Genomic DNA, 12,194 nt, shown 5'->3' on the forward strand with positions numbered 1-12,194 from the left:
TAAATAAATAAATTCATTAATATCATATTAATAGGAGCTTTTAAAGAGGAGGTATTTATGGCAAAAGAGGCTGTAGATAAAAAAAGAGAGTTACTAAGTATATACGAGATTAAGGAATTTATTTTATCACAATATAATATTTTTGATTGCGACATTACTCCAGTAAAATTTAAGGATACTGCAAAACAACGTGCTGTATATAAAATTTCTTCTGTTTATGGGGATTTCTGTTTAAAAAAAGTTTATTATAGTGAACAGGATCTTCTTTTTGTGTACTCTGCAATTGAGTGGTATCACCAAAAAGGTATTAAAGTACCTAACCTAATACCAAATATAAATAAAGGAAGATATGTATCTTATAAAGACATGTTATTTATATTAACTCCTTGGGTTGATGGAGTGAAATGTGATTTTGATAACTTAGAACATGTTATATATTCAATAAGAAACCTAGCAACAATGCATAAGGAAGGAGAAAACTTTTTACCTATTAACGGCGCAACTATTAGAAAGGGTTTTGATAATTTATACATATCTACAATGAAACACTTTTCTCACATGCTTAATTGTTCAAACTATGCATTTAAATACAAAGATAAATTTTCTAAGACCTATTTAAAACATTTTGATGCTAATGAATATTTAGCTAAAACATCATTAGAGATTCTTTCTACTGTAAACTTTGATAATCTTACAAAATCTCTATGTCACGGTGATTATGTTAATAAAAATATAATTTTTAATGTTGATGGTTATGTTTGGGTTATCGATTTTGACAAGTGTAGATATGATTATGTAGCAAAAGATATTTCCTATCTTTTGAGAAGATTATTAAAACGAGAAAATACTAAATGGAATGTGGAGTTAGCTTTATCTTTAATAAATAACTATTTATCAATTAATAAACTTAATAAAGACGATATAAAGTATATTTTAGCATATCTAATATTTCCACAAAAGTATTGGAAGCTTTCACGTGACTACTATAAAAATATAAAGAAGTGCAATAAAAATTCGTTTAATTTGCTTTTATCTAAAGTTGTTGATAGAACTGATTTTCAACTTAGTTTTTCAACTGACATAATAGCTGCAATTGAAGAAAATTATAAAATAAAAATTTAAAGGCTTCAAGATTTTACTTGAAGCCTCCTTTTTATATTTAATTATCTTGGATTTTTAACTTGTGCTTGAGCTGCTGCAAGTCTTGCTAGCGGAACTCTAAATGGTGAACAACTAACATAGTCTAAACCAATGTTATGGCAGAACTCAACTGATGATGGATCTCCACCATGTTCTCCACATATACCAAGTTTAATGTCTGGTCTAGTTGCTCTTCCTTTTTCAACTGCAATCTTAACTAATGTTCCAACTCCATTTTGATCTAACTTAGCAAATGGATCTTGCTCATATATTTTATTTTCATAGTAAGCATTTAGGAACTTAGCAGCATCATCTCTTGAGAATCCAAATGTCATTTGAGTTAAGTCATTTGTTCCAAATGAGAAGAACTCTGCCTCTTTAGCTATTTCGTCTGCAGTAATTGCAGCTCTAGGTATCTCTATCATAGTACCTACTTTATATTCTAACTCTGCTCCTGTTTCTTCTAGTACTGCTTTGATAGTACTAATTACAACATCTTTAACGAACTTAAGCTCTTTTATTTCTCCTATAAGAGGAATCATTATTTCAGGAACTACATTGTATCCCTTATTGTTTTTAACTTCAATTGCAGCTTCTATAACTGCTCTTGTTTGCATTTCAGCTATTTCTGGATAAGAAACTGCTAAACGGCATCCTCTATGTCCCATCATTGGGTTAAATTCATGAAGACTTTCCACTGTAGCTTTTAAATCTTCAAAAGTTAATCCCATTTCTTTTGCCAATGCTTCTATATCTTCATCAGAATGTGGTAAGAATTCATGTAGTGGTGGATCTAGGAATCTTATAGTAGCTGGTCTATCTTCTAAGGCTTCATATATTCCAACAAAGTCTCCTTTTTGCATAGGAAGAAGCTTTTCTAAGGCCTTTCTTCTTTGCTCTTCATTTTTAGCTACTATCATCTCTCTAACAGCCATTATTCTATCTTCTGCAAAGAACATATGCTCTGTCCTACATAATCCCACACCTTCAGCACCAAACTCAACAGCTTGCATAGTATCTTTTGGTGTATCTGCATTAGTTCTTACTTTTAACTTTCTAACTTCATCAGCCCAACCCATGAAAGTTGCAAAATATCCTGATATTTCAGGCGCAACAGTTTTTAATGCTGTAGGATAAACATTTCCTGTTGATCCATCTATAGATAACCAATCTTCTGAAGTTAAAACTTTTCCATTAACTTCTACTGTTTTAGCAGCTTCATTAACTTTAATAGCTCCACAACCTGCAACACAGCAAGTTCCCATTCCTCTTGCAACAACCGCAGCATGAGAAGTCATTCCTCCTCTTACTGTAAGTATACCTTGTGCTGCAATCATACCTTCTATGTCTTCTGGTGAAGTTTCTAGTCTAACTAAGATAACCTTTTCACCATTTTCAGCTCTTAATTTAGCTTCTTCGGCAGTAAATGCTATTTTTCCTGAAGCAGCTCCTGGTGATGCTGGTAATCCTTTAGCTATTACTTCAGTGTTCTTTAATTCAGTTTCATCAAAGTTTGGATGAAGTAATGAATCTAATTGCTTAGGTTCAACTTTTAATATAGCTTCTTCTTTAGTAAGCATTCCTTCTTCAACTAAATCTACAGCTATTTTAAGTGCAGCCTGAGCTGTTCTCTTTCCATTTCTTGTTTGTAGGAAATATAATTTCCCGTCTTCTATAGTTATCTCCATATCTTGCATATCTTTGTAGTGAGTTTCTAATGTATTAACAATATCTTCGAACTGTTTATATATTTCTGGATTTTGAACTTGTAATTTAGAAATTGGGAGTGGTGTTCTAATACCTGCAACAACGTCTTCACCTTGTGCATTCATTAAGTACTCACCATATATAGCATTTTCACCTGTAGCTGGGTTTCTTGAGAAAGCAACCCCTGTTCCTGAAGTTTCCCCTTTATTACCGAATACCATTTCTTGAACATTTACAGCAGTTCCCCATGCTCCTGGAATGTCATTAAGTCTTCTATAAACTATAGCTCTAGGATTATCCCATGATCTAAATACAGCTGTAACTGATTCAATTAACTGTACTTTAGGATCTTGTGGGAACTCTTCTCCCTTTTCTTTCTTATAAAGAGCTTTATATCTTTTTACTAACTCTTTTAAGTCATCAGCAGTTAAATCAGTGTCAAGATGAACATCATTTTCTTCCTTCATCTCATCGATAAGATTTTCAAATAATCTTTTCTCAACATCCATAACTACATCTGAGAACATTTGTATGAATCTTCTGTATGAATCATAAGCAAATCTTGGATTGTTTGTAAGTTTTGCCATTGCTTCAACAGATTCATCATTTAACCCTAAATTTAATATTGTATCCATCATACCCGGCATTGATGCTCTTGCTCCAGATCTTACTGAAACAAGAAGAGGTTTTTCAACATTTCCAAATTCTTTGCCAGTAATTTTTTCAAGTTCATGCATTTTCTCATAAATTTCATCTATAACTTCGTTAGCTATAACTCTACCATCATCATAATATTTGTTACATGCTTCAGTCGTTACTGTAAAACCTTGTGGTACTGGTATTCCTAGAGTTGTCATTTCTGCTAAGTTAGCACCCTTTCCCCCTAAAAGGTTTTTCATTGATGCATTTCCCTCACTAAAAAGGTACACGTACTTCTTTTCTTCCATCTCAATACTCCTCCGTTCGATACGAAAATTATTGTTATATATACTAACGGGACTTTCCCGAAAGTTGCACTATTAACTATCTCCTAGTCTTACAAAAAGCTTCGTAATATTTGTTTTGGATACCTTCCCTACCATTTTTATTATTTCTCTATCTTCTCGTGCTTCTCTTTCTATAATTGGAATGCTATCAATTTCATGTTCTATTATTTTCTTTGCCACAACAAACGCCGAATCCTCTGGACTAGCATAAATTATATTAGGCATCCTTGTCATTATGACGCCTACAGGTACCTTATGTATATCTGTACCTCCAATTGCTATCTTTAGAAAATCTTTTCTAGAAACAGCTCCCGTCAAATTTCCATCGTTTTCAACAAAAAGAGTTCCAACATCCTTAAGGAAAAGATACACAATAGCGTCATATACCATAGTCTCTTCTGAAACAATTGTTGGCTTTGACATTATATCTTTAACTTTTATGTTGGAAATAAAATCATAAACTCGACTTTTTGTAGTTTTCGATGAATATACATATCCTACCTTAGGTCTTGCATCTAATATTCCCATCATTGTTAATACAGATAAATCTGGTCTTATTGCCGCTCTTGTTACTCCTAATTTTTCTGCTAAGGCTTCTGATGTTATAGGCTGTCCTTCTTTCACCAACCTAATGATTTCTTCTTGTCTATTGGAAAACTTCATACTATCCCTCGTTTCATCAAGGAATATTCAGACAATTCAAATTAGTTATAATATTTACAAGATTATTATAACATGTTATACAACTTTTACTATACTAAATTTTCTGAATAATTAATTAAATTTACTGAATATTCCCATGATTCTTTAATTTTCATCTCATTAATGTTAATTTGCTTCTATTTTCTTTATTTTACAGTCTTATCAATCTGTTTCTTTTTCTTCTTCTTCAAAATTAACAGTGTAGGTATAAAAAGTTTCTTCTTCATTTGAGCTTTTTTGGGTATTACTTTTGTTATAAGCTCCGTTTTTCACTTCTGAAACTTTGCTTTTTATACTTTCTGCAACATCTGATGCTTTGTCTTTTATATCATCATATGCCCCTTTTATATACTTATTTACTACTTCAACTTCTCCATTTTCTCTAGTTATCTCAATAGTAAGCTTAGTAACTATAGCCGTAACTACTCCTATAGCTAATAATTGTGGAAGCATTATAGCTATAACCCCTGCTGCTACTCCAGCATTTACAGGTATATCTACCACAGTTCTATCATCTTTTTTAATTTTGATTCTTGTAACATTTCCTTTTCTAACTACTTCTTTGATGTAAGCTTTAAATTCTTCAAAGCTTTCATACTTTCCTTCTTTTTGAGATTCTTTTTCTGATGTTTTTATATTTTCCAAATATATTATAGCTTCTAAAACATCTCCGTCGCATTGTTCTAAAGCATATTTTGCCTCAGCATAAGTAGTATTAGTTCTTTCTCTTACTTTATCTACTTTTTCTAATGTTATTTCACTCACAGCTATCTCTCCTTTATATATTCTAACATTTCTAAACTTTTAGGTTTTTTAGCATAGTTTGAAGAAAAGATACTTGATGTTACTTTAAATATCTCATCCTTAATTTCTGTATTTACATTAACCCTATGAACCTTATCCATTGGTGAAGAATTTAGAAACCTTAATACATTATAAGCGGCAGTAGAAATACGAATACTATATTCTTTCGTACATTCTCCACATATTCCTCCATAATTTGCAAGACTGATGTAACTACTAGTATTAATCTTTTTGCCACAGTTTGCACAGTTATTAAGGTTCAAACCATAGCCTGTAGACTTAAGCAGTTTAAGTTCAAAGCTTCTTACTAAAAGTTCATAGTCTATGGCATCGGTATTTAATAAATATAAGCAAGTAACAAAATCTTTGAACAAGTTTGGATTACTTTCTCCATCTATTAAAGATATATCTATAAGTTCACAAAGATAAGATGAATAAGTAAGTTTTTCTAAATTACCTAATAACCCTTGAAAGGAATTAATAATCTTACCTTCTGATAATGAGTAAAGATTTTTACCTCTAAACATCATATACTCTCCATAACATAAAGGAAGTGTTATAGAAAAATGTCTACTTTTAGCTTTCTTTGCACCTTTTGCAATTGTAGTAATTTTTCCAGACTTTTCTGTAAAAATCCAAACTAATTTATCATTTTCCTTAAAATCCTGGGTTTTTATAATAACTCCTTGAGTTTCAAAAAGTGACATATCTCCACCCGCTTACTTAAGCTTCTTATAACCTAGATCTTTAAGTAGTAGTGGATTATCTCTCCACTCTTTTCTAACTTTAACCCAAATCTTTAAGTTTACTTTTTCTCTTAAGAAACGTTCTATTTCATATCTTGCCGTTTCTCCAATCTTCTTTAAACTCTGTCCATTCTTACCTATAATTATACCCTTATGAGAGTCTTTTTCGCAGATTAAATCTACTTCTATTGTGTACATTCCCTTGTCGTTTTGTTTCATTTGAATTATATCTACAGCAATACCATGTGGAACCTCATCTCTAAGGGTCTTTAAGGCTTTTTCTCTAACAATTTCAGCTATAACAAACTTTTCCTGTACATCTGTAATCATATCTTCCGGATAGTACTTAGGACCTTCTGGTAAATACTTAACTATTAATTCTTTAAGTGTATCTACGTTTTTACCCTTTAAGGCAGATATAGGTATTATTTCAGCAAACTCAAATTCTTTTGAATAGTTTACTAAAGTTTCAGCAACTTTATCATGAGTGTTTTCATCTACTTTGTTAACTACAAGAAAAACAGGGGCTTTTTGATTTTTTAAAGACTCTAATATGAATCTATCGCCTCTTCCAATTGTTACATCTGGAGTTATTAAAAATAACACTACATCTACATCTTTTATAGAATCCTTTGCTGAGTTAACCATGTATTCGCCTAACTTATGTTTTGGTTTATGTATTCCAGGAGTATCAACAAACACTATTTGATACTCCTCCTCAGTCAATATAGTTTGTATATTATTTCTAGTTGTCTGGGGTTTATTAGAAACTATTGATAGCTTCTCTCCCATAATATAGTTAGTTAAAGTGGACTTCCCTACATTTGGTCTTCCCACTATAGTTATAAAACCTGATTTAAACATTCTTCCTCCTAAATCTCAAGATCCTTTTTAGTAAATGATCCTGGTAACATTTCATCTAATGTTTTTATTATATAGTCTTTTGAATTTTTTACTATTATCACTTTTATATTTTCATTTTCTGCAAATTCAGCCATTACCTGTCTGCATATACCACAGGGTGCAGTATACTTTTCTGTATCACCTATAACGGCTATTGCTTTTAATGTTCTATTACCTTTTGATACTGCATTAAATATTGCTGTTCTTTCAGCACAATTTGTTGCTCCAAAAGAAGCATTCTCTATATTACATCCTTTATATATGTTTCCATCTTCAAATAAAGCAGCTGCTCCTACCTTAAATTTTGAATAAGGAACGTAAGCTTGCTCTCTAATCTCTATAGCAGCTAAAACCAGCTCTTCAACATTTATATCCATACGTAATCCTCCTCTTATTTTAACTAAAAAGCTTAAAAATTATGAAAGTCATAACCGTTCCAAAAATGGCTCCAACGATAACTTCTGCCACAGAATGTACTTCTGAGTCTACCCTGCTCTGGGCTGTTATAAAGGCCATTATGAAGCTTAAGCTTATTATAATGGGCTCCTCTGTTATTAAAGAAATCGCTGTAGCTAATGAAAACGCTAACGCACTATGTCCTGATGGCATACCACCTTTTAATGGCGTTCCTTCACCAAATATAGCTTTCACTATTATTGTTGCAATACACACTATAATCAATACAATAAATATCATATAAGGATGAGAGTTTTTTATTTTGTTTACCACCTCAAATGTTGCTCTATTTAACTTATCCCAAAATATTATATATCCAACTAGTATCGCATTAACTGCTGTTATCAAAACGCCTCCAGCAGCAGCATTTTTAGCTATTTTAGCTAAAGGGTGATAAAAATTTGTGGTAGAGTCTATGGCATACTCTATAGCAGTATTTATTAATTCTGCACTTATTACCATTGTTATAGTTACTGCCAATATAAGAAACTCAACCTTAGAAATATCATAAAAGAAACATGCTCCTAAAACACATATTGCTGCGAACATGTGGATTTTCATATTTCTTTGAGTTCTTACAGAATGAATTATACCATTTATAGCATGATTAAAGCTATCCACCAAATTTTTAACCTTCATAATCTCACCCCTCTAATCTCTTGTTATATTTAACTTGTTAAGTATAGCCTCTTCTCTATCTCTCATTACTTGCTTTTCATCCTCTTCCATATGATCATATCCTAAAAGATGCAAAACAGAGTGAACTGCTAAATAAGCAGCTTCTCTATCATAGGAATGATTATACTCTTCACTCTGTTCAACAGCTTTTTCTAAAGATATTACTATATCCCCAAGTACTAACTCTTCACCATCAAAATAAGTTTCATCAAACTCATAATTACTATACTGCTCTTTAAATACTTTTCCCTTTTCATAGTCTATCATTGGGAAACTTAATACATCTGTTTCCTTATCTATAGATCTTGTTTCTCTATTTATATCTTTTATCTCATCATTATCAACAAATATTAAAGATATCTGAGTTTCACACTTTACCTCTTCTTCTTTAAGTGCAAACTCTATAGTACTTTCTATAAACTCTTGAAATTCCTTAGTCACTTCTAATTTAGATTGTCTATTATCAGTATATACCAATTTATTTTACTCCTTTTTCTTCTGTGGGATATTCAATCCTCTCATGATATATTCCACTTAAAACTTTTAAAAAACATTGTCTTATTTTGGTTAAGTCTTTTAAAGTTAAATCACAGTTGTCTAACTGACCTGAATGCAACTTATCTTTAATTATATTATTAACCATTTCCTCTATTTTCCCCTTTGTTGGTTCACTTATACTCCTTACCGCAGCTTCTACAGAATCAGCTAACATTATTATTCCCGCTTCTTTACTTTCTGGTATTGGTCCTGGATATCTAAAATCAGCTTCCTTAACTTCTTCTCCACCCTCTGGTGAGTTTTTCATCTTATAATAAAAATACTTAACCAAGGTTGTACCATGATGTTGAGCTATAATATCTCTTATTACCTTTGGCAAATTGTATTCTTTAGCCATCTCAAGTCCGTCTTTAACATGTGATGTTATAATCAATGTACTTAAGTTCGGAGTTATTTTATCGTGAGGATTGTCTTTCCCTATTTGGTTTTCTTTGAAGAAATAAGGTCTTTTTGTTTTTCCTATATCATGATAAAAAGAACCTATTCTAGCTAATACTGAGTTACCACCTATCTCTTCTGCTGCAAGTTCAGCTAAGTTAGATACTAAAACTGAGTGATGATAAGTACCTGGTGCTTCCATTAAAAGTTTCTTAAGCAGCGGACTATTAGGATTAGATAGTTCTAGTAACTTAACAGTAGTTACTATATCAAATGTAGTTTCAAATACGGGTAAAAATCCTATAGCAAGTATTCCCGATAAAAGTATCCCGACTCCCCCCATAGCTGTACTTTCAAGCACTTCCATCATGTCATTTGATAATAATGTACCTGTTGAAAATGTAAGCACTGCACACATAAGTGCTATATATGCAGTTGATAAAAGAATATCATTTCTTTGTTGCATTTTTCTTAGAGAAGTTGACCCTAAAACACTAGAAACAAAAGCTAAAATCATAACTTCTGGTTTAAAGCTTATAACTCCACTTATTAGTACACAGTTTAACAAACTAACTACTAAACTTATTTTATAGTTTAATAACAAAGTAAGCATTATTGGTCCAAATATCATTGGCACTAAATAAGGTGATATAAGCGCCGTACTTCTTGCTAAAACTAAAGATATTATGTTAATTATGCTTATAAGTATTAGATTGTTTGTATTATCAAAAATCTTTCTGTAATATTTATAAATATAAAAATATTCAATAGTTAATATTACAGCAACAAATATACCTAATACAAAATATACATATAGACTATCTCCAGCTGCAGAATTTTTAAGAAGTCCTAATTCATTTAAAAGCTCTATCTGAGACTCAGTAACAGGCTCTCCCTCTTTTACTATAGTTTGATTTTTCTTTATTACTATCTTAGGAACATTTTTCTGTGCTTCTTGAATTTTTTCATCAGTTTTTTCTTTATCATAAAAGAAGTTAGGTTTTATTTGAGAAGTTATAAGAAGATTCAATATATCTCTAGGTCTTCTATTAAAGCTACTGTTGTTTAAGTTGTTTTCAACTTCATTTTTTGCAGCTTGTATATCTTCTGCCTTATCTTCTTCTATGTTCTTCTTGTAAACAAGTCCTATTATCTCTAAGGACTTATTTTGAAATAAAGTGATGTCTTCTTTAGATACAGAAAGTAAATATTTATAGTCTTCATCATCTAACTTAACTACATTTAAGGTTTTTATAGCAGCTATTTTGTCATTCTCTTGTACTGTAGAATCTTTAAGTGCTATTATCTTTTGAAAAAAGTTCTTTACGTTATCCTCTGCTGTTTTTGATACATCTGTCTTCAATGTATACTGTTTATCTATTTGCTGGACAACTTCATCTTCCTTAGCCTTTGTAGCCATCTGATCTATTGTATCTCTAGGGGCCTTTATATCCGCATTAGCTATATCCCCTGGATTTAAATTATATTTCTTAGTGACAATAGCAGTCATTAAAATCAAAAAAGCTAATAAGAAGGTGAAGAAGAAAGTTAAAATTCTTTTTAGTTGTATATTTCTTTGGTTATCCAATTTCTTAGCCATAGTTTCACCTACTTTTTATTATTAAAGTTAATTGTTCATTTGTGATATATCTTGCTCTACTATAAACTTATTTTTTATTATGATTTTTCCATCCCCTATGTTTTCAACATCTTGAATTTCTTGTACTATGGTATCTTTCTTATCAATCTCTTTTAAAACTGCTTCTCTTGACTTATTTAGCACATCAAGCTTAACTTCATCTTCGTTTAAGTTTAGCTCTTTCTCTGATACCTCATAATAAACTTCACTTTTTATAAAGTTATCTTTGACTTCTATTTTATCATAGTCCTTATATGTTTTTATAGGCTTTTTTAGATAAATTTTCTTTCCTAGAACTTCGACATATATAGCTTTGTCTTTTTCTCCTGTTCTCTCTTTTGACTTACCGCTTATTTGTACCTCTAATATCTTTTCATAGGCCGTACTTGCCATAACCTTACCTTCTGCCTTGATTTTATATTCAAGCCCTTCTTTTCCTTGATATGGCTTTATAAGCAAATCTCCAGCCTTAACTATATCACCAGGCTTAACAACAGCAGTTCCAGAAATTGTATAAATCCTTTTTATAACCCCGTCCATCTTAGCAATTACACCTTCATTGTCTTCTTTTTCTTTAATCTCTGGTGGGTTTACCTTCTCTTCAATATCTACCTTTAAGGTAGATCCTTCTATTCTTGCTTTTACCCACATTATATCGCTATTAGTGTCTTCTAGCTGCTTTTCTAAAGCATAAACATCTAAAGATGTTTTCTTAACACCAGGTTTTACATTTAATGAATTTAATTGTCTTCTAATCTCAAAAGGTGACAATATTTTTTTAGTGTTAATCTCTATACTCCAAATATATGTAGACAAGTAGAACATAACCCCCAAAAATATTATTCCAGCTACACATAAAGAAACTTGCCTTTTAGCTTTTATAAGATAAAAAGCTAAACCTTTTTTTCCAACAACCTTTACTTTTGCATTTATTCTTTTGGCTATAGTTTGAACTTCTTTAAGGTCTACTAAGTTTATCTCCACAAGAAATGTTGTTAAATCAACTTTTCTAATATTTTTAGAATAAATGCCATGACTCCAAAGTAAATTGATAAATTTCTCTGGAATCATAGCTCTTACCTCTATAGTTATTGTTCCCTTTTTAAGTTTTTTTAATATCTCCATTTACCCCATCCCCTCATAAATTACTGATTTGAACTCTCCTTGAATTACTATAGTCTGACCTCCAATAAAAGCTATCTCAAAGTCTTTTCCATTTATGGTTATAGTCCCTATTTTAGAATTTATCTTTATATACTCTCTTTCAAAGGCTATTATCCCTTTATGATTCTCTATAGATATTTCATTATTACTTGAGATAGTTATTTTCGGCGTACTTAATATGACATCATTTGGTATTTCTAGGTTTTCAGCTAACTTCATTTTTGCTCTATTCCACTTAGACTCCATAAAACCCCTCAAAAAAAAATCATTTCATATTAATTTATGATGATGTGGTTTATTAAATTACAAATTTTAAAATATCATTTATATTGA

Annotated in this window: 12 protein-coding genes; 1 reads left to right on the forward strand and 11 read right to left on the reverse strand. The window is 31.0% G+C overall.

Features of this window, described 5'->3' with window-relative positions:
• Positions 1–57: 57 nt before the first annotated feature.
• Positions 58–1,122 carry a CotS family spore coat protein gene (locus L1S49_RS03080; protein ID WP_238902514.1) on the forward strand — a complete coding sequence of 355 codons (1,065 nt, stop codon included), beginning with the start codon at positions 58–60 and terminating at the stop codon, positions 1,120–1,122.
• 41 nt (positions 1,123–1,163) lie between these two features.
• On the opposite strand, the gene ppdK is transcribed toward L1S49_RS03080, so the two are convergent.
• The 11 genes from ppdK to yqfC form a co-directional block, all read right to left on the reverse strand.
• Positions 1,164–3,794, reverse strand: a complete 2,631-nt coding sequence (gene ppdK, locus L1S49_RS03085; RefSeq protein WP_238902515.1) for a pyruvate, phosphate dikinase — start codon at positions 3,792–3,794, stop codon at positions 1,164–1,166.
• A gap of 72 nt (positions 3,795–3,866) precedes the next feature.
• Positions 3,867–4,496 carry a helix-turn-helix transcriptional regulator gene (locus L1S49_RS03090; RefSeq protein ID WP_238902516.1) on the reverse strand — a complete coding sequence of 210 codons (630 nt, stop codon included), beginning with the start codon at positions 4,494–4,496 and terminating at the stop codon, positions 3,867–3,869.
• Positions 4,497–4,697: 201 nt separating this feature from the next.
• Positions 4,698–5,300 carry a DUF4342 domain-containing protein gene (locus tag L1S49_RS03095; protein WP_073018799.1) on the reverse strand — a complete coding sequence of 201 codons (603 nt, stop codon included), beginning with the start codon at positions 5,298–5,300 and terminating at the stop codon, positions 4,698–4,700.
• A 2-nt stretch (positions 5,301–5,302) separates the two neighbouring features.
• Positions 5,303–6,046, reverse strand: coding sequence for a DNA repair protein RecO (recO, locus tag L1S49_RS03100; RefSeq protein ID WP_238902517.1), 744 nt, complete (start codon positions 6,044–6,046; stop codon positions 5,303–5,305).
• Between the two features lie 12 nt (positions 6,047–6,058).
• Entirely contained in the window at positions 6,059–6,949 is an 891-nt protein-coding gene (gene era / locus L1S49_RS03105; RefSeq protein ID WP_238902518.1) for a GTPase Era, read from the reverse strand.
• Positions 6,950–6,957: 8 nt separating this feature from the next.
• Positions 6,958–7,359, reverse strand: coding sequence for a cytidine deaminase (locus L1S49_RS03110; protein ID WP_181603755.1), 402 nt, complete (start codon positions 7,357–7,359; stop codon positions 6,958–6,960).
• A gap of 25 nt (positions 7,360–7,384) precedes the next feature.
• Positions 7,385–8,083: a diacylglycerol kinase gene (locus tag L1S49_RS03115; RefSeq protein ID WP_073018790.1), complete on the reverse strand. Its 699-nt coding sequence runs from the start codon at positions 8,081–8,083 to the stop codon at positions 7,385–7,387.
• A gap of 12 nt (positions 8,084–8,095) precedes the next feature.
• Positions 8,096–8,599, reverse strand: coding sequence for an rRNA maturation RNase YbeY (gene ybeY / locus L1S49_RS03120; RefSeq protein WP_238902519.1), 504 nt, complete (start codon positions 8,597–8,599; stop codon positions 8,096–8,098).
• A gap of 1 nt (position 8,600) precedes the next feature.
• Positions 8,601–10,658, reverse strand: a complete 2,058-nt coding sequence (locus tag L1S49_RS03125) for an HDIG domain-containing metalloprotein (RefSeq protein WP_073018786.1) — start codon at positions 10,656–10,658, stop codon at positions 8,601–8,603.
• A 27-nt stretch (positions 10,659–10,685) separates the two neighbouring features.
• A complete protein-coding gene (yqfD, locus tag L1S49_RS03130; RefSeq protein ID WP_238902520.1) occupies positions 10,686–11,822 on the reverse strand; it encodes a sporulation protein YqfD in 1,137 nt (378 codons plus the stop codon).
• A complete protein-coding gene (yqfC, locus tag L1S49_RS03135; RefSeq protein ID WP_021801015.1) occupies positions 11,823–12,107 on the reverse strand; it encodes a sporulation protein YqfC in 285 nt (94 codons plus the stop codon).
• Positions 12,108–12,194 lie beyond the last annotated feature (87 nt).

The organism is Clostridium sp. YIM B02506, from assembly GCF_022324845.1.
GTDB lineage: Bacteria > Bacillota > Clostridia > Clostridiales > Clostridiaceae > Clostridium_T > Clostridium_T intestinale.

Coding starts and splice junctions, on each gene's coding strand:
- era (WP_238902518.1), bottom strand. CDS start 6,949: ATGTTTAAATCAGGTTTTATAACTATAGTGGGAAGACCAAATGTAGGG.
- L1S49_RS03080 (WP_238902514.1), top strand. CDS start 58: ATGGCAAAAGAGGCTGTAGATAAAAAAAGAGAGTTACTAAGTATATAC.
- L1S49_RS03090 (WP_238902516.1), bottom strand. CDS start 4,496: ATGAAGTTTTCCAATAGACAAGAAGAAATCATTAGGTTGGTGAAAGAA.
- ppdK (WP_238902515.1), bottom strand. CDS start 3,794: ATGGAAGAAAAGAAGTACGTGTACCTTTTTAGTGAGGGAAATGCATCA.
- yqfD (WP_238902520.1), bottom strand. CDS start 11,822: ATGGAGATATTAAAAAAACTTAAAAAGGGAACAATAACTATAGAGGTA.
- L1S49_RS03115 (WP_073018790.1), bottom strand. CDS start 8,083: ATGAAGGTTAAAAATTTGGTGGATAGCTTTAATCATGCTATAAATGGT.
- yqfC (WP_021801015.1), bottom strand. CDS start 12,107: ATGGAGTCTAAGTGGAATAGAGCAAAAATGAAGTTAGCTGAAAACCTA.
- L1S49_RS03125 (WP_073018786.1), bottom strand. CDS start 10,658: ATGGCTAAGAAATTGGATAACCAAAGAAATATACAACTAAAAAGAATT.
- recO (WP_238902517.1), bottom strand. CDS start 6,046: ATGTCACTTTTTGAAACTCAAGGAGTTATTATAAAAACCCAGGATTTT.